General features: G+C 67.2%; 15 protein-coding genes. 8 read left to right on the top strand and 7 right to left on the bottom strand.

Features of this window, described 5'->3' with window-relative positions; genetic code table 11:
• Positions 1–22: 22 nt before the first annotated feature.
• Positions 23–1,801, bottom strand: coding sequence for a monovalent cation:proton antiporter-2 (CPA2) family protein (locus ACFX4F_RS07590; RefSeq protein ID WP_099819870.1), 1,779 nt, complete (start codon positions 1,799–1,801; stop codon positions 23–25).
• Between the two features lie 343 nt (positions 1,802–2,144).
• Here ACFX4F_RS07590 and mgtE point away from each other — a divergent pair, with 343 nt between their 5' ends.
• Complete coding sequence (mgtE, locus tag ACFX4F_RS07585; RefSeq protein ID WP_099819869.1) at positions 2,145–3,515, top strand: magnesium transporter; 1,371 nt, start codon at positions 2,145–2,147, stop codon at positions 3,513–3,515.
• A gap of 253 nt (positions 3,516–3,768) precedes the next feature.
• Positions 3,769–6,489 carry a bifunctional acetate--CoA ligase family protein/GNAT family N-acetyltransferase gene (locus tag ACFX4F_RS07580; protein ID WP_380653762.1) on the top strand — a complete coding sequence of 907 codons (2,721 nt, stop codon included), beginning with the start codon at positions 3,769–3,771 and terminating at the stop codon, positions 6,487–6,489.
• Positions 6,490–6,542: 53 nt separating this feature from the next.
• Here ACFX4F_RS07580 and ACFX4F_RS07575 read toward each other — a convergent pair whose 3' ends face one another.
• Entirely contained in the window at positions 6,543–6,923 is a 381-nt protein-coding gene (locus tag ACFX4F_RS07575; protein ID WP_380653759.1) for a YbjQ family protein, read from the bottom strand.
• Between the two features lie 45 nt (positions 6,924–6,968).
• Here ACFX4F_RS07575 and ACFX4F_RS07570 point away from each other — a divergent pair, with 45 nt between their 5' ends.
• A complete protein-coding gene (locus ACFX4F_RS07570) occupies positions 6,969–7,676 on the top strand; it encodes an alpha/beta fold hydrolase (protein ID WP_380653756.1) in 708 nt (235 codons plus the stop codon).
• A 121-nt stretch (positions 7,677–7,797) separates the two neighbouring features.
• On the opposite strand, the gene dkgB is transcribed toward ACFX4F_RS07570, so the two are convergent.
• Together dkgB and ACFX4F_RS07560 are read right to left on the bottom strand one after the other, a co-directional pair.
• Positions 7,798–8,607: a 2,5-didehydrogluconate reductase DkgB gene (gene dkgB / locus ACFX4F_RS07565; protein ID WP_329834300.1), complete on the bottom strand. Its 810-nt coding sequence runs from the start codon at positions 8,605–8,607 to the stop codon at positions 7,798–7,800.
• An 85-nt stretch (positions 8,608–8,692) separates the two neighbouring features.
• Positions 8,693–9,907 (bottom strand): MFS transporter, encoded by a 1,215-nt coding sequence (locus ACFX4F_RS07560; protein ID WP_099819864.1) that lies wholly within the window; start codon positions 9,905–9,907, stop codon positions 8,693–8,695.
• Between the two features lie 105 nt (positions 9,908–10,012).
• Between ACFX4F_RS07560 and ACFX4F_RS07555 the strand changes: the two genes are divergently transcribed.
• Complete coding sequence (locus ACFX4F_RS07555; protein ID WP_380653751.1) at positions 10,013–10,915, top strand: LysR substrate-binding domain-containing protein; 903 nt, start codon at positions 10,013–10,015, stop codon at positions 10,913–10,915.
• A 125-nt stretch (positions 10,916–11,040) separates the two neighbouring features.
• Here the strand turns inward: ACFX4F_RS07555 and ACFX4F_RS07550 are convergent, their stop codons facing one another.
• Positions 11,041–13,161: a methyl-accepting chemotaxis protein gene (locus tag ACFX4F_RS07550; RefSeq protein WP_380653748.1), complete on the bottom strand. Its 2,121-nt coding sequence runs from the start codon at positions 13,159–13,161 to the stop codon at positions 11,041–11,043.
• A gap of 183 nt (positions 13,162–13,344) precedes the next feature.
• Here ACFX4F_RS07550 and ACFX4F_RS07545 point away from each other — a divergent pair, with 183 nt between their 5' ends.
• Entirely contained in the window at positions 13,345–13,800 is a 456-nt protein-coding gene (locus ACFX4F_RS07545) for an Rrf2 family transcriptional regulator (RefSeq protein ID WP_265951649.1), read from the top strand.
• Positions 13,790–14,695 (top strand): NAD(P)/FAD-dependent oxidoreductase, encoded by a 906-nt coding sequence (locus ACFX4F_RS07540; RefSeq protein ID WP_375068831.1) that lies wholly within the window; start codon positions 13,790–13,792, stop codon positions 14,693–14,695. The genes ACFX4F_RS07545 and ACFX4F_RS07540 overlap by 11 nt, the downstream gene beginning before the upstream one ends.
• Before the next feature lie 66 nt (positions 14,696–14,761).
• Here ACFX4F_RS07540 and ACFX4F_RS07535 read toward each other — a convergent pair whose 3' ends face one another.
• On the bottom strand, positions 14,762–15,718 hold the full coding sequence (locus ACFX4F_RS07535) for an aldo/keto reductase (protein ID WP_089237704.1): 957 nt from the start codon (positions 15,716–15,718) through the stop codon (positions 14,762–14,764).
• Between the two features lie 169 nt (positions 15,719–15,887).
• Here ACFX4F_RS07535 and ACFX4F_RS07530 point away from each other — a divergent pair, with 169 nt between their 5' ends.
• Positions 15,888–16,745 (top strand): class I SAM-dependent methyltransferase, encoded by an 858-nt coding sequence (locus tag ACFX4F_RS07530; RefSeq protein ID WP_380653743.1) that lies wholly within the window; start codon positions 15,888–15,890, stop codon positions 16,743–16,745.
• A gap of 176 nt (positions 16,746–16,921) precedes the next feature.
• Complete coding sequence (locus ACFX4F_RS07525) at positions 16,922–17,461, top strand: pseudouridine synthase (protein ID WP_380653740.1); 540 nt, start codon at positions 16,922–16,924, stop codon at positions 17,459–17,461.
• Positions 17,462–17,555: 94 nt separating this feature from the next.
• Here ACFX4F_RS07525 and ACFX4F_RS07520 read toward each other — a convergent pair whose 3' ends face one another.
• Entirely contained in the window at positions 17,556–17,945 is a 390-nt protein-coding gene (locus ACFX4F_RS07520) for a hypothetical protein (RefSeq protein WP_025877588.1), read from the bottom strand.
• Between the last annotated feature and the right edge of the window lie 206 nt (positions 17,946–18,151).

The raw sequence follows: 18,151 nt of genomic DNA, 5'->3' as shown, positions 1-18,151 counted from the left end.
AACATCCACGCATGGCGTGGATCTACTTGTCGTCGCTTTCCGCGTCCGCTTCGAACAGGTGCATCAGGTCGTTGCGCGCATCGCGCGAAGTCTGGATCACCGCCGCCTCGTCGTCGTAGACCAGGTACTGGTCGCGCAGCAGCTTCTCGTCGTGTTCGCGGAACTGCTGCACATGGCGCTCGGCCACGTTCGGGGCCACGCCCAGCGCGGTCAGCACGCGCCCGCTCATTTCCAGGCTGGTACCGAACACTTCGCGGAACGGTTCGGCCGACATGTCCATCAACCGCCACGCATGCTGGCGGTTGCGTGCGCGTGCCAGCACCGTCGCATCCGGGTACAGGCGGCGCACCATGCGCACCGCGCGCAGGTTGGTTTCCGGGTCGTCCACGGTGATCACGAACACGTCGATGTGCTCGCCACCGGCGGCGCGCAGCATCTCCGGCCGGGTCGGGTCGCCGTAGTACAGCTGGTTGCCGAAGCGGCGCAGGTCGGCCACGGTGTCCGGGTTCGCTTCCAGCGCCACGAACGGCACCTTCTGCGCGGTCAGCAGGCGCGCGATCACCTGGCCGAAGCGGCCCATGCCGGCAATCAGCACCTTCGGGCGATTGTCCGGCGCCACCTTGTCGGCCTCCGCCGCTTGGCGTGGCGCGGCTTTCTCCTCGCCGAGCAGGCGCAGCAGGGCGATCATCAGCAACGGGGTGATCGCCATCGACAGGCCGACAATCGCCACCAGCCGGTCATGGTTGGCATTGCCCAGCAGATGCGCACGCTGCGCTTCGTTGAACACCACGAAGGCGAATTCGCCGCCCAGCCACAACACGCTGCCCAGCAGCAGCGACTGCCGCGAACTGAGCTTGGCGATGCGGCCGATGGCGTACAGCAGGCTGAACTTCACCACCAGCAGGATCGCCACACCCGCGGCGATCATCCACGGCTCGGCGGCGATGCGGTCGAGGTCGATGCCCATGCCCACGGCGATGAAGAACAGGCCCAGCAGCAAGCCCTTGAACGGCTCGATCTGCGATTCCAGTTCGTGCCGGAATTCCGAATCGGACAGCAGCACGCCGGCCAGGAACGCTCCCAGGCTGGGGCTCAGGCCGGCTTCCTGCATGAACCAGGCGGTGCCCAGCACCACCAGCAGCGCAGTAGCGGTGAACACTTCCGGGCTGCGGGTGCGCGCGATGATGCCGAACAGGCGGCGCAGCACCGGCCGTCCACACAGGATCACCACCGCCAGCGCGCCCAGCGCGACGGCCGCATCTTCCCAGCGCAGCGTCTCGTTCTTGACCCCGCCCAGCAGCGGAATCGCGGCCAGCAGCGGAATGGCGATCAGGTCCTGGAACAGCAGGATGGCAAACCCCAGCCGGCCGTGGTCGCTGTTGATCGCCTTGTGCTCGGACAACAGCTGCAGGCCGACCGCGGTCGACGACAGCGCCAGCGCCACGCCCACCACCAGCGCGCTCTTCCACTGGAAGTGATCGAGCAGCAGCAGCCCGCCCAGCACCAGCCCGGACAGCGCCACCTGCGCTGCGCCCGCACCGAACACCGAGCGCCGCATCACCTTCAGCCGGGCAGGGGACAGCTCCAGCCCGATCACGAACAGCAGCATCACCACGCCGATCTCGGCCGCGCCGAGGATGCGGTCGGCATCCTGCACGAAGCCGAGGCCATCCGGCCCCAGCACCACGCCGGCCGCCAGGTAGCCCAGCACCGCGCCGAAGCCGAACTTCTTGAACACCGGCACCGCGATCACCGCGGCCAGCAGCAGCACCAGTGCCAGTTCCAGACCACCGCTATGCATGGGAATACCTGGTCATCGGAAGGCCGGCTGTGCGTCCGTTCGGCGGGGGGGAAGCGCGGCGGAGGCCACCTGGCCATTATGCGCGCGCGGCTGTGTACGCACGAGAACGGCAGTGGGCCCCTTGCCCGGTCACCGGCTGCGGGTTGACCTGCACCGGTCGCCGGTCCAGACTGCCCGCCGCTGCCGGCATGTCCGTCAGTACACCCCTCCAGAGTCCCCAACCCATGTCCAGCGACAGTAGAAGTCGACCTCGGTCGACGCCAGCGATGGCCACCGCCTGACATCGGGACGGTTTGCCTGCGTTGGCGTTGCGCGATGTCGCACCCCATGAAGGCGAATCACCATGAACCAGAAGCAATTGCTGCGTCCGGTGGCCGATGCCGCAGCATTGTCGGCACCGCTGGCGAACTACAACACCGCCGACGCGGTGGAATTCCTCAACACGCTCGAACTGCAGCGCGCCGCCGAGACGCTGGCTGCGCTGTCGTTGCCGCGTGCAGTGAAGATGCTGGAGGCGCCGGAGCTGCACCGCAGTGGCGAACTGGTTGCCGCGCTGCCGCCGGCACGCGCCGCCGCGCTGCTGGGGTTGATGGCCGACGACCGTGCCACCGACATCGTCCACGAGCTGGATGAAGAAGAACGCGCGCGGCTGATTCCGCTGCTGGGCAACGAAGCCCGGCAGACCATCCAGAAGCTGCTGAGCTACCCGCCGAACACCGCCGGTGCGCTGATGACCACCGAGTTCGTCGCCGTGCCCGCCACCTGGACCGTGGCCCAGACCCTGCAGCACATCCGCCAGGTCGAGCGCACGCGCGAGACCGTGTACGCGATCTACGTCCTCGACCCGGCCACCCAGCAGCTGCAGCAGGTGGTGACCATGCGCCGGCTGATCACCGGCCTGCCGGAGGAATCGATCCTGGACGTGGCCCAGGTCAATCCGCCGGTGATGGTGGATGCGCAGATGGACCAGGAAGACGTGGCACGGCTGATCCGCCGCCACGATCTGCTGGCGATCCCGGTGGTGGACGCGCAGCAGCACATGCTCGGCATCGTCACGGTCGATGACATTCTCGATGCACTGATCGAAGAGTCCACCGAAGACGCGCACAAGTTCGGCGGCATGGAAGCGCTGGACAAGCCGTACATGCAGATCGGCTTTTTCGAGATGCTGCGCAAGCGCGCCGGCTGGCTGAGCGTGCTGTTCGTGGGCGAGATGCTGACCGCCAGCGCGATGCAGCACTACGAGGACGAACTGGCGCGCGCGGTGGTGCTGACCCTGTTCATTCCGTTGATCATGAGCTCGGGCGGCAACTCCGGTTCGCAGGCGACCTCGCTGCTGATCCGCAGCCTGGCCCTGCGCGAGCTGCGCCTGCGCGACTGGTGGAAGGTGGCCCTGCGCGAAGTGCCCACTGGCATGGTGCTCGGTGCCATCCTCGGCTGCCTGGCCATCGTACGCATCGTGATCTGGCAGCTTGGTGGCTTCCATGACTACGGCGAGCACTGGATCCTGCTGGCGATCACCATCGGCGCCGCGCTGGTGGGCATCGTCACCTTCGGTTCGCTGTCCGGGTCGATGCTGCCCTTCATCCTCAAGCGGCTGGGCTTCGACCCGGCCAGCGCCTCGGCCCCGTTCGTCGCCACCCTGGTGGATGTGACCGGCCTGGTGATCTACTTCAGCATCGCCGCGATGATCCTGCACGGCACCCTGCTGTAACGGGGGCGTCATCCACGCATGGCGTGGATCTACTGTAAGGGGGCGTCATCCACGCATGGCGTGGATCTACTGTAAGGGGGCGTCATCCACGCATGGCGTGGATCTACTGGTCCTGGCAGCCGTGGTAGATCCACGCCATGCGTGGATGTATCGGTCGTGGCCGCCGTAGTAGATCCACGCCATGCGTGGATGCGATGCCAGGTTCCTGCGCACGATCATGCCGCCGCAGCACCGGTCCGTGTAACGTAGGCACATGAGTACCTACCACCTGCAGTCCGTGTTCCGTCCGCAGTCGGTCGCGGTGATCGGCGGCAGCCCGCGTGAGCGCTCGGCCGGCCGCGCAGTGATGCGCAACCTGCGTGGCACCGGCTTCCCCGGCAAGGTGGCATGGATCAACCCGCGCCACGCCGAGATCGATGGCATCCGCACGGTCAAACGCTTGAAGGACCTGGACTGGGTACCGGAACTGGTGGTGATCACCGCGCCGGCCGCCATCGTGCCGCAGGTGGTACGCACCGCCGCCGAACGTGGCGTACAGGCCGCGATCATCCTCACCGCGCATCTGGGTGAAGGCCCGGGTTCGCCGTGGGCACAGGTGGAGGCGGCCGCGCGCGCGCATGGCCTGCGCATCCTCGGCCCGCACTGCCTGGGCGTGATCGCACCGCATGCACGGCTCAATGCCAGCATCGCCGCGCATTTCCCGCAGGCCGGCGACCTCGCGCTGATCTCCGAATCCTCGGCGATCGCCGCCGCCCTGGTGGAGTGGGGCGTGGCACGTTCGGTGGGGTTCTCCGCCGTGGTCTCGCTGGGCGACACCATGGACGTGGACTTCGGCGACCTGCTGGACTATTTCGCCACCGACTACCGTACCCGCGCCATCCTGCTCTACGTCGAGCAGATCAAGGACGCCCGCAAATTCATGTCGGCCGCACGTGCCGCTGCGCGTGCCAAGCCGGTGGTGGTGGTGAAGTCCGGCCGCGCCGAACGGGTGCAGCCGGGCAGCGCCGATACCCACGTGCAGGCACTGGCGCGCGCTGATGATGTCTACGGCGCGGCATTCAACCGTGCCGGCCTGCTGCGGGTGAGTGCGCTGGACGAACTGTTCACCGCAGCCGAATCGCTGGGCCGCCTGGGTACCTTCCCCGGGCGTCGCCTGGCCATCCTCAGCAACGGCGGCGGTGTCGGCCACCTGGCGGTGGACCAGCTGATCGCCCTGCATGGCACGTTGGCGCAACTGTCCGACAGCACCGTGCAGAAGCTCGATGCAGTACTGCCGCAGGGCTGGTCGCGCAGCAACCCGGTCGACATCGTGGTCGATGCCGATGGTGATCGCTATGCCACGGCCATCGAGGCGCTGCTGGCCGACAACGAGAACGACGCGGTGCTGGTGGTCAACGTGCCCACGGCGTTCACCTCCTCGGCCGACGCCGCGCAGGCGCTGACCCGCACGCTGGGCCTGCGCCCGCGTCATCACCGTGACAAGCCGGTGTTCGCGGTGTGGCTGGGCAACGACGACCAGGCCACCGCCACTCTCAATGCGGCACGCGTGCCGACCTATCCCACCGAAGCCGAGGCCGTGCGCGGTTTCCAGCATCTGGTGCGTTACCGCGAAGCACAGAACGCGTTGATGGAAACGCCGCCCAGCCTGCCGCAGGACTTCAGCGTGGATACCGTGCGTGCACGCGCGCTGGTCGAGGCCGCGCTGGCCAACGGTCAAGGCTGGCTGGATCCGCTGGCCACCCATGAGCTGCTGAAGGCCTACGGCATTCCTTCTGCGCCGGTGATGCACGCGCGCGATGCGCACGAGGCGATGGATCTGGCGCAACCGCTGCTGGAGCGTGGCGCGACCGTCGCGCTGAAGATCCTGTCGCCCGATATTCCGCACAAATCCGAAGTGGATGGCGTGCGACTCAATCTGGCGACGCTGCCTGCGGTGCAGAGCGCGGCCAAGGCGATCCTTGCCCGTGCGCGACAGCTGCGACCGGACGCCCGCATCGACGGCCTGCTGGTGCAGCCGACCATCGTCCGCCCGAAGGCACGCGAGCTCATCGTCGGTATCGCCGACGACGCCACGTTCGGCCCGGTAATCGTGGTCGGCCGTGGTGGCACGGCGGTGGAAGTGATCAATGACAAGGCGTTGGCGCTGCCGCCGCTGGACCTGCGCCTGGCCCACGAGCTGATCGGCCAGACCCGCGCCTCGCGCATCCTCAAGGCCTACGGCGATGTGCCAGCGGCCGACGAGCGCGCACTGGCGCTGGCGCTGGTCAAGCTGGCGCAGCTGGCAGCGGATATTCCCGAAGTGCGCACGCTGGACATCAACCCGTTGCTGGTGGACAGCAAGGGCATCCTGGCGCTGGACGCGCGCGTGGCGGTTGCCCCGTCGCGCATCCTGCACAAAGGGCGTGGCCATCCACGCTTCGCCGTGTTCCCGTACCCGAAGGAATGGGAGCGCACCATCGAGCTGTCCGATGGCGGTCGCGCGTTCGTACGCCCGGTGCGGCCGGAAGATGACGCGTTGTTCCGTGCGTTCTTCGCGCGCGTCAGCGATGAGGATCTGCGCCTGCGCTTCTTCCAGTCGGTCAAGCACTTCAGCCACGAGTTCATTGCCCGCCTGACCCAGCTGGACTACGCGCGCTCGATCGCCTTGGTGGCCATTGAGCCGCGCACCGGTGAAATGCTCGGTGCGGTGCGACTGCATGCCGATGCGGACTATCACCGCGGCGAGTACGGCATCCTGATCCGCTCGGACCTGAAGGGCCATGGCATCGGCTGGCGCCTGATGGCGATCATGATCGAGTACGCCAAGTGGCTGGGCCTGGACGTGGTGGAAGGCCAGGTGCTGCGCGAGAACAGCACCATGCTGGCGATGTGCCAGAGCCTGGGCTTCAAGACCAAACTGGACCCGGACGACCCGACGGTGATGATGGTGACGCTGCCGGTGCAGCAGGTGGAAGTCGCTGCGCCTCCGCTGTAGAGCCGAGCCCACGCTCGGCTGCACTTGATGCCATGCCCGGCGGAACGCCGGATTCAGCGCAACGGTTCCACCACCACCGCCGTGCCATAGCACAGCACCTCGGTCAGGCCGGTCATCACATCGGTGGCGTCGTAGCGCATGCCGATGACCGCGTTGGCGCCCAGCTGCCGCGCGTGCTTGACCATGTCTCGGTAGGTTTCCTCGCGCGCCTGCTCGCACAACTCGGTGTAGATGGTGATGTTGCCGCCGAAGATCGTCTGCAGGCCGCCGAGGAAGTTGCCGACGATCGAGCGCGAGCGCACGGTGATGCCACGCACTACGCCCAGGTTGCGTGCGATGCGGTAGCCGGGCAGCTCGAAGGCGGTGGTGACCATCGAATCATCGAAGCGCGCTGCGGAGGTGGTGGGAGTGCCACTGTTGTAGGGATCGGCCATGGCTGTGTGGTCGTGTTGTGGGTTTGAAGGCGCCACAATACCCGCATGACCGACCGTATTCCGCTGCTGCTGCTCCCCGGCCTGCTCAACGATGCCGAACTCTGGCGCGCGCAGCTGGCCGACCTGGCCGATATCGCCGACTGCACCGTGGGCGACCAGACCCGGGGCGAGACCCTGCAGGCGGTGGCCGAGGACGTGCTGGCGCAGGCGCCCCCCCGATTCGCGCTGGCCGGTTTCTCACTGGGCGGCTTCGTCGCCCAGCAGATCCTGCGCACGGCGCCTGAGCGCGTGCTGCAGCTGGCCCTGATCGACACCTCGATCCATGCCGACTCCGCGGAACGCGCCGAACAGCGCCGCAGCCAGCGTGCCAGCGTGCGCCTGCCGGGCAAGTTCCACGGTTTCGGCGATGTGCTGATGCGCAGCTACATCGATGCCTCGCGGCTGGACGACTACGTGCTGGTGCAGCGCGTGCGCGACATGACCGCGCGGTTGGGTGCGGAGGTATTCCTGCGGCAGAGCGCGCTGGAACGCAGTGATGGCCACGACGTGCTGGCCGCTTACCGCGATCCGCTGCTGATTGTCTGTGGTGCGAACGACCGCATCACGCCGTTGGCGGTGAGCGAGGAGATGCACGCGCTGGTGCCGCATTCGCAGCTGGTGGTGGTGCCTGATTGCGGGCACCTGGCACCGATGGAAAAGCCGGACGAGGTGAGTGCGGCGATGCGCGGGTGGTTGTTGCAGGGTGAGGGTTGAACCCACGCTTCTGGTAGGTGCCGACCTTGGTCGGCACGGTGTTTCATCGATCGACCAGAGGTAAGCGCCGACCAAGGTCGGCACCTACCGGTAGCGCCGGGCCATGCCCGGCGGCTTTTGCTCAATCCCAGGCCGGCGCAATGCCTTCCGGATTGGCCAGGCGATGGCCGCGGTCCAGCTTGGCGATCTGCGCCATGTCGTCCTCGGTCAGGCGGATCGCTGCCGCTTCCAGGTTGCTGGCCAGGTTCTCGCGCTTGGTCGACGACGGAATGACCGCGTAGTCCTGCTGCAGCGCCCACGCCAGTGCGATCTGCGCCGGGCTGGCCTGGTGGCGGCCGGCGATGGCCTGGATCACCGGGTCCTTGATCACCTCGCCATAGGCCAGGCTCATGTACGCGGTGACGCGGATGCCGTTGTCCTGCAGGAACTTCACCAGCAGGCGGTTCTGCAGGTACGGGTGGATCTCGACCTGGTTGGTGGCGATCGCATCGGCGCCGAGGATTTCAATCGCCTTGCGGGTCTGGGCGATGGTGAAGTTGGAGATGCCGATCTCGCGGGTCAGTCCCTGTGCCTTGGCTTCGGCCAGCGCGGCCAGGTACTCCTCCATCGGCGTATCGACCTTGTCGTTCGGCGACGGCCAGTGGATCAGCGCCAGGTCGACATGGTCGGTGCGCAGCTTTTCCAGGCTGGTACGCAGGCTCGCCAGCAGTGCGTCGCGCTTGAACTCGGTGATCCACACCTTGGTGGTCAGGTAGATCTCGTCACGCGGCACGCCGGACTCGGCGATGGCCTGGCCGACCTCGGCTTCGTTGCCGTAGATCTGCGCGGTGTCGATGGCGCGGTAGCCGACGTCCAGTGCGTTGCGCACCGAGTCGATCACGGTCTGGTCTTTCAGGCGGAAGGTGCCGAGACCGAAAGCGGGGACAGTCATGGGGAACTCCAAAGCGGGGGAAGGAGGTGATTGCAAAGGGTAGGGCAGGGGCCGTGTGCATGCCGGCAACGGTGCATTGCGCTCATCAATGCGCCGCAATGGTGATGCCTTCGGCGCGATCATCGATGCCGTCGCGACGGTCCAGGCGACCGCTCAGCACGGTCAGGCCATACGCGCCGACCACCACCAGCGCGCCCAGCCACGGCGTGTGCATCAGGCCGATGTGTTCGACCACCAGGCCACCCAGCGATGCACCCAGCGCGATGCCGATGTTGAACGCGGCGATGTTCAGGCCCGAGGCCACATCGGTGGCCTGCGGTGCGTAGCGCTGTGCCTGCTTGACCACATACACCTGCAGGCCGGGCACGTTGCCGAATGCCACCGCGCCCAATGCCAGTACGGTCAGCAGCATCAACCAGGTGTTGTGGGCGGTGAAGGTCATCACCAGCAGCACCACGGCCAGCAGCGCGAAGATGCGCTTCAGCGCGGGCACCGGGCCCATGCGGTCGGCCATGCGGCCGCCCCACAGGTTGCCGATCGCCACCGACACGCCATACACCAGCAGCACCAGGCTGACCGCGTTGGCGGAGAAGCCGGTGACGTCCTGCAGGATCGGCGTCAGGTAGGTGAAGGACAGGAAGGTGCCGCCGTAACCGAGTGCGGTGATGGCGTAGACCATCAGCAGGCGCGGCTGCGCAAGCACGCCCAGCTGCTGGCGGAAGGTGGCCGGCGCGCTCTGCGCCAGGCCGCGAGGCACGAACAGCAGAGCGCCCAGCAGCGCGATCACGCCCAGCCCGGCCACGGCCAGGAACGTGGCGCGCCAGCCCAGGTGCTGGCCGATGAAGGTACCCAGCGGTACGCCGGTCACCAGCGCCACGGTCAGGCCGGTGAACATGATGGCGATGGCACTGGCGGCCTTCTCCTTCGGCACCACGGCGGTGGCGATGATCGAGCCGATGGAGAAGAACACCCCGTGGGCCAGGCCGGTGAGGATGCGGGCGACGATTAGCGAGGTGTAGCCCGGTGCCATCCACGCGATGACGTTGCCGAGGGTGAACAGCACCATCAGCGCGACCAGCAGGGTCTTGCGCGGTACGCGGCCGGTGAGCGCGGTCAGCACCGGTGCGCCGACGGCCACGCCGAGGGCATACAGGGAGACCAGCAGGCCGGCCGACGGCAGGCTGACCTGGAGGTCGGCGGCGATGGTCGGGATCAGGCCGACGATGACGAACTCGGTGGTGCCGATGGCGAAGGCGCCGAGGGTCAGCGCCAGCAGGGCGAGCGGAATGCCACGGATCATGACAGTGTCCAGAGCGAAGGAAGGGGCGCAGTGTGCGCGGTCGACCTTTGCCGAAAAACCGGTCTTCACGCCAATCACTCTTGCCGCGTGGTCAATAATGGCGGCATGAAAACCACCCTCGACGAAATGCAGGCCTTCCTGGCGGTGATCGACAGCGGTTCGATCAGCGCCGCCGCCGAGCAGCTGGGGCAGACGCCTTCAGGCGTGAGCCGCGCGCTGGGCCGGCTGGAGGACAAGCTGGGCACCACCCTGCTGACCCGTACCACCCGTCGCCTGCACCTGACCGCCGAGGGCGAGGCCTACCTGCGTCATGCGCGCGCGATCATCGATGCAGTGGAATCGGCCGAGGAACAGATGGCCGCGCGCCGCGAGCGCCCGGCTGGCAGGCTGCGGGTGGATGCGGCGATGCCGTTCGTGCTGCACGTGATCGCGCCGCTGGTGGCCGGCTACCGCGCGCGCTATCCGGAGGTGCAGCTGGAGTTGAACAGTTCCGAGCGCTACATCGACCTGCTGGAACGGCGTACCGACCTGGCGATCCGCATCGGCCCGCTGGCTGATTCCACGCTGCATGCGCGGCCGCTGGGGCGCTGCCGGCTGCAGGTGCTGGCCAGCCCGGGCTATCTGGCCGCGCACGGAGAGCCGGCCAGCGTGGCGGCGCTGGGCCAGCACACGCTGCTCAGCTTCAACGAACCGGAATCGCTGAACCGCTGGCCGCTGCCGGGCGATGCCGACGGGCAGCTGCTGGTGCGCCCGGATATCGCGGTGTCCAGCGGCGAGACGCTGCGCACGCTGGCGGTGGAAGGCGTGGGCATCACCTGCCTGTCCGACTTCGTGACCGAACGTGATCGTGCGGCCGGCACGCTGGTGCCGGTGCTGGCCGCACAGACGATGGATGTGTACCAGCCGATCCATGCGGTGTACTACCGCAACACGGCCGTGTCGGCACGGATCAGCTCGTTCCTGGATTACCTGGGTGAAGCGATGGCCGCATCGGATTACCTGCGCTGATGTGAGCCGAGCGTAGGCTCGGCTCTACAGAGCCCGGAACGACCGACGGCCCGGTGTAGAGCCGAGCCCGGAACGATCGACGGCCCGGTGTAGAGCCGAGCCCATGCTCGGCTGCCTGCAAAGGATCAGGCCGCGCGCGCCAAGGCATCCTTTGCCGCCGCCGTGGTCGACAGATCGAACACATCCACCGAGTCGATCAACCGGTTCGCCTGCTGTTCCAGGCTGCGTGCCGCCGCGCTCGCTTCTTCCACCAGCGCAGCATTCTGCTGGGTGGTGCCGTCCATCTGGATGATGGTCTGGCTGACCTGCTCGATGCCGGCCGACTGCTCCTGCGAGGCAGCGGAGATCTCGGCCATGATGTCGGTCACGCGCTGCACCGAAGCGACGATCTCGGCCATGGTGTCGCCGGCCTGGCGCACACGCTGCGTACCGTGGCCCACCTGTTCCACCGACGCCTCGATCAGCGACTTGATTTCCTTGGCTGCCGCCGCCGAGCGCTGTGCCAGCGTACGCACTTCACTGGCGACCACCGCGAAGCCGCGGCCCTGCTCACCGGCACGCGCTGCTTCCACCGCCGCATTCAACGCCAGGATATTGGTCTGGAATGCGATGCCGTCGATCACGCTGATGATGTCGGCGATCTGCCGCGAGGAGCCTTCGATCGCGTCCATCGTCGCCACCACCTGGCCGACCACTTCACCGCCGTGCGAGGCCACGCTGTGTGCACCGATCGCCAGCTGGTTCGCCTGCCGTGCATGCTCGGCGTTCTGGCGCACGGTGGAGGTCAGTTCTTCCATCGATGCAGCGGTTTCTTCCAGGTTCGCCGCCTGCTGTTCGGTGCGGCGCGACAGGTCGTTGTTGCCGGCGGCAATCTCGGCAGCGGCGGTGTGGATGTTGCCCGAGGCGTGCTTGATGTCGGTGACGATCGTGGCCAGCTGCGCCGCCGTGGTGTTGGCATCGCCGGCAATGCGGGCGAACACGCCCTGGAAATCGCCCTGCATGCGTGCCCCCAGGCGACCATCGGCAATGGCGCGCAGCATCGTCGAGACCTCGCCGAGGTTGTGTTCGGTGGTCTGCATCAACCGGTTCAGGCCATCGACCATCGCGCGGAAATCATGCTCGAAGCGCGCGCTGTCGCCGCGCTGGCTGAAGTCGCCTGCGGCAGCGGCTTCGGCCAGGCGGCGGATCTCGCCGTTGATCGCACCGAGGTTGGATTTGACCGCATCCAGCGCCTGGGTGATCACCGCCTTTTCGCCCGGCAGGCGCTCCATGTCCAGGCTGAGGTCGCCCACTGCATAGCGGCCCATGATCGCGATCGCGCGCATCTTCACCTGGATGTGTGCATCGACCAGGGTGTTGGTGTCGGCCACCATCGTGCCGTAGGCGCCGGGGAAGGCGCTGCTGTCCATGCGGTGGCTGATCGTGCCGGCATCGTGTGCCTTGGCCATCGCGGTCTGCGCGTCGAGCACGCCGCGCACGGTGCTCTGCACGGCCTGCATCGCCTGCGCCAGGCGACCGATCTCGTCGCGGCTGCGCACCTGCACGCGGTAGTCGAGATCGCCGGCAGCGACCGCACGCGCGGCCGCTTCCACGGCCAGCACCGGCTGCACCACGGCGCGCCGCAGCCACCAGCCCAGGCCGATCAACAGCAGCACGGCCGCGCCAATGGTCAGTGCGGCGCACAGCAGCAGCGTCTGCCGTGCCTGGTGCGAACGCGCGGTCACTGCGGCTTCGGCCACCTGGGTGGCCTGCGTACCCAACGCATCCAGCGCGGTCGCCACCGGACGGTCTTTGCCACGCACCAGCGAATCGCCGGCCGCAGGATCGTAGCCGGCGTCAGCGAAGGCCTGCAGTGCCGCGTGGTAATCCTGCTGCAGCTGTGCGTGCAGGCCGGAAAACGCCTGCGCCAGTTCACGCGTGCGCGCATCGGGGCTGGCCGCCAGGCCTTTGGCCAGTTCGGCGACGAGGCGGCCTTCGCTGTCGAAGGCCTGCAGGTGGTGCTGGCGCAACGCGTCATCGTGACCGCGCAGCAGCACGTTCTTCCATTCCTGCACCTGCCCGCGGAACTCACGCTGCAGGCGCTCGGCGTCGCGGCTGTGGGCGACCTCCGGAGGGACTTCGGTGGACAGCTTCAACCAGGCAGACGCCAGGCCCGCCAGGGCGCATACCAGGACAACGGCCAGACCAACAGAAACGGCGCCGAGCAGCTTCGACTGCAGCCGCGGCGCATGGGAAGAGGCTTTCATGGGACGAGATCTCGGAAGGGGTGCGATGCGGTATCGACCATCCTTTAGGTCTCTGAAGTGCGATGCGTGTCACATTCCCGTTCTGTTTAGTGATGTGAAGGATGTGTTTAATAGGACAAATGTGTCCATATGGAACGAAAGCAGACCCTCGACAGCCGGTTTAAATGTAACTATTGTAGTTACATGAAATCCGCGAACCCGCTTTCCGACGCCCTGCACGTGATGGCCCATCTGGTTGGCCAGCCCGGGCCGCGAACCTCCGAACAGCTGGCCACCTGCCTGCCGACCCATCCGGTGGTGATCCGGCGACTGCTGGCGCAGATGCACAAGGCCGGCCTGGTCCGCAGCACGCGCGGCCACGGTGGCGGCAGCCAGCTCGCCCGCGATGCGGCCACGATCACCCTGCACGACGTCTACCAGGCCATCGGCGCGCCGCCGATGGTCCAGGTCGGTACCCGCGAAGGCATGGGCGGCTGCCCGATCCAGCAGCTGGTCAACCAGGCCCTGCTGGAGAGTGCCCGCGAAGCGCAGCGCCTGCTCGAACAGCGGCTGCAGGCAACCACCCTTGACCAGCTCGGCGCCGACTTCGCCCGCCATCTTGCCCATCACCGTTCCCTGGAAGCTCACCATGAATCCTGATGTCCTCATTGTCGGTGGCAGCTACGCCGGCATCGCTGCCGGTCTGATCCTGGCGCGTGCGCGCCGGCCGGTCACGATCATCGACGCGGGTTCGCCGCGAAACCGCTTCGCCAGCCATTCGCACGGCGTGCCGGGCATGGACGGGATCAGTGGCGCCGAGTTGCTGAAGAACGCACGCCAGCAGTTGCTGGACTACCCGACCGTGCGTTGGCTGAATGCCGAAGCCGTGCGGGCCACCGCCAGCGCCGATGGCGTGGAGGTGCATACCGCCGACGGTCAGGTGCTGACCGCGCGCAAGCTGCTGCTGGCCACCGGCATCGCCGACCAGTTGCCCGACCTGCCCGGCATGGCCGAACGCTGGGGCAGCACCGTGCTGCACTGCCCGTACTGCCACGGTTACGAAGTGGGTGGCGGTTCGATCGGCCTGCTCGGCGGCCATCCGATGTCGGCCGGCAAGGCGCCGCTGTTCGCCGATTGGGGCAACGTCACCTTCTTCAGCCAGGGCCTGCCGATCAGCGACGAGGAACTGGCCGCCATGCAGCAGCGCGGCGTGCAGATCGAAACCACGCCGGTCATCGGCGTGCACGGTGAGCAGCCCACCTGGCTGGAAGTGGAACTTGCCGATGGCCGCCGAGTCGCCCAGCGTGCGCTGTTCGTGCCTGCCGGCCAGGCGATGGCCACGCCGCTGGTGCAGCAGCTGGGCTGCGCGCTGGTGGAAAGTCCGCTGGGCGTGCTGATCGAGGTGGACATGATGAAACAGACCTCGGTGCCGAACGTCCATGCGGCCGGTGATGCGACCACGGTCGGTAACATCACCCTGGCCATGGCCGAAGGCGTGCGCGCGGGTATCGGCGTGCACCATGCGCTGGTCGGCGAAGACAGCCTGCCGCGTTGAGCTACTGCATTCACGCGTGGCGTGGATCTACTGAACGGTGCCGACGTTGGTCGGCACCATCCTTCCTCAGCCTTCCACGCTGGCCGCATCCAGCTGCGCCACATCCTGCACGCTCAACGCCACGTTCGCCGCCGCCAGCAGGTCGTGCAGCTGCTCGACGCTGGTGGCGCTGACGATCGGTGCGGTGATCGACGGCCGTGCGATCTGCCAGGCCAGCGCGATCTGCGCGGCAGTGGCGTTGTGCTTGCTGGCCACATCATCCAGCGCCTGCAGGATGCGCAGGCCGCGCGGGTTCAGATAGCGCTTGACCACGGTGGCACCACGCGCGCTGCTCTTGCTGGCATCATCCGGCGTGCGGTACTTGCCACTGAGAAAGCCACTGGCCAGTGCGTAGTAGTTGATAACGCCGATCTGCTCGCGCTGCACCAGCGGTTCCAGTTCCTTCTCGTAGCCGGCGCGGTCGTACAGGTTGTACTCCGGCTGCAGGGTTTCGTAACGCGGCAGCTTGTAGTCGGTGGACACCTTCAGCGCTTCGGCCAGGCGCGTGGCGCTGTAGTTGGACGCACCGATCGCGCGCACCTTGCCTGCCTCGATCAGGCGACCGAACGCAGCCAGGGTGGCTTCCAGCGGCGTGGATTCATCGTCCTCGTGAGCCTGGTACAGATCGATGACATCGGTCTGCAGCCGACGCAGCGAATCTTCCACCGCTGCATTGATGTTGTCCGGGGTCAGGCCGGGCCGCTCGGCCCACTTGGCCACCTTGGTCGCCAGCACCACCTTGTCGCGCTTGCCGCTGCGCGCGAACCACTTGCCGAGCAGGGTCTCCGATTCGCCACCCTGGTTGCCCGGCACCCACGCTGAATACACATCGGCGGTGTCGACCAGGTTGAAGCCGGCATCGACGAAGGCATCCAGCAGCGCAAAGCTGGCCTTCTCATCGGCGCTCCAGCCGAATACGTTGCCACCGAAGGCGAGCGGAGCTACATGCAGGCCGGAACGGCCCAGTTCGCGGATTGCCGTCATGGGCACGGACTCCTTGGGGGAAGTCCTTCAGGATAGAGCGCGATGTGTGACCGCGCTGCGGCGCTGACCACAAAACTGTGTTCCGCGACGTGCACGCGGCTAACGTTTTGTGAACACCTGCGGCGCGGCGGCTGCTAGTCTCGCCGCATCTTCCGCTGGAGTCGCCCCGATGATTGCTGCCTCATCCCTGCGTGGTTGCCGCGTGCTGCTTGCCTCGGCGCTGCTGGTCGCCGTTCCCGCATTCGCTGCACCGGCCACGGTCGCACCGGCAAAGATCCAGGTGTCGCCGGCGATCGATGCGGCGGTGAAGGCGTCGACCCGCGACCCGGCCAACGTCAAGCGCGACGGTTTCCGTCATCCTGCGCAGACGCTGGGCTTCTTCGGCGTGGCGCCGGCAAAGACCGTCATCGAGATCACGCCCGGCAATGGCTGGTACTCGGAAATCCTGGCGCCGCTGCTGCGCGACAAGGGTCATTACATCGCTGCGGTGGTCGATCCGCAGGCCGTGGCGGAAGGCCGCGGCCGCGACTACCAGCAGCGCAGCCGCGACAGCCTGGAAAAGAAGTACGCCGCCGCACCGGCACAGTTCGACAAGACCACCGTCGTCGCCTACGACCCGGCCAAGCCTGTGTTCGGCGCGGCCAACTCGGCCGATGTGGTGCTGACGTTCCGCAACGTGCACAACTGGCGCAAGGCGGGCCAGGCGCAGGGCATGTTCCAGGGCTTCTTCAACGTGCTCAAGCCGGGCGGCGTGCTCGGCGTGGTCGAGCACCGCGCCAAGGCCGACGTGGCCGACGCTGACGACACCGGCTATGTCGGCCAGCAGCAGGTGATCGCGATGGCCGAGGCTGCCGGTTTCAAGCTGGATGCGCGCACCGAGGTCAATGCCAACCCGCGTGATACCAAGGACCATCCGAATGGCGTCTGGACCCTGCCGCCGACCAACCAGCACGACAAGGCCGATGATGCGAAGTACCAGGCGATCGGCGAAAGTGACCGCATGACCCTGCGCTTCATCAAGCCGTAAGCCGGCACGTCGTACTGCCAGCGCGGATTCCCCAGTGTAGAGCCGAGCCCATGCTCGGCTCATCGCGCACAGCGCGACGGATCGCAACAGCAGCCGAGCATCGGCTCGGCTCTACAGGTCGGTTGCACGACGCGCGGCGTGGGACAATGCCTTACCCGCCGCCTGCCGCGCCCGTAATGCTGATTGCCTTCAACAAGCCGTTCAACGTGCTCTGCCAGTTCACCGACCGCAGCGTGCCGCCGCGGCCGACATTGGCCGGTTTCGGCTTGCCGCCGCGCGTCTACGCTGCCGGCCGCCTCGACCATGACAGCGAAGGCCTGCTGCTGCTGACCGACAACGGCACGCTGGCGCACAAGCTGACCGACCCGAAGCACAAGGCGGACAAGCTCTACTGGGTGCAGGTGGAAGGCAAGCCCAGCGACGAGCAGCTGCAGCAGCTGCGCGATGGCGTGGTGCTCAATGATGGTCCGACGCTGCCGGCGAAGATCGAGCGCCTCGATCCTGCGCCTGAGCTGTGGCCGCGCGATCCACCGGTGCGTTTCCGCAAGACGGTGCCCGACAGCTGGCTGGCGATCACGATCCGCGAAGGACGCAACCGCCAGGTGCGGCGGATGACCGCGGCCGTGAACCTGCCGACGCTGCGCCTGGTACGCGCTGCGATGGGGCCGTACCGGCTGGATGACCTGCAGCCGGGGCAGTGGCGGCAGATCGGCTGAAACGAAAAAGGGCCGGAGGCCTTGCGGCGTCCGGCCCTCGTGCAGCGTCATGGGATCAGAGCCCTTCCTGCGGAAGGGATCCGACCCCGGCCAGTCAGGCGTCGCTGCCGATATCGCTGTGCTCGTCGACCACGGTGTCGTTGCGGCGATCGCGCGCATTGATGCGCTGGGCCTGGCCGTTCACGACATGGCCATTGGCGGCCTTCTTCTTCTGCTGCTTGCGGTACAGCGCGTAGCCCAGCAGGCCCACGCCCACCGCAGCCGCCGCGATGGTCACCGCCGGATTGCGGCGGGCGAACTTGGTAGCGACCTTGCCGCCGGTCTTCACCGCGCCAAGCGCGGCGCCGGTCTTGATCCAGTCGCTGGCCTGCGGGCCGAGGTGCCGCAGGCTGCCGCCGGCGCTCTTCAGGCCATCGCCGGCGGTGTGGGCGAGGTCGAGGGCGCGCTCCAGGGCGCGGTCGGTGATTACGGTCAACTTGCTCATGCGGGGGTGTCCTTGCCTCGGGTCGAAGTCCAGTGTCGCCTGTTGCCCGTAAACGGTATGTCAGTCAGGCGGGCGCGTGGTGTGACTCTACCGCAGCCATTCAGGATCAGGCAGGTTGGGGTCGGATCCCTTTCCGTTGGGAAAGGGCTCTGACCCCGGCGCGCATCCTTGGGTCAGAGCCCTTTGCCACGCAAAGGGATCCGACC

The sequence above is a fragment of the Stenotrophomonas sp. YIM B13575 genome (assembly GCF_042787595.1).
Lineage (GTDB): Bacteria > Pseudomonadota > Gammaproteobacteria > Xanthomonadales > Xanthomonadaceae > Stenotrophomonas > Stenotrophomonas lactitubi_B.
Note: the sequence above shows the minus strand (reverse complement) of the source record. Positions and strands in the feature narration are given on the sequence as shown.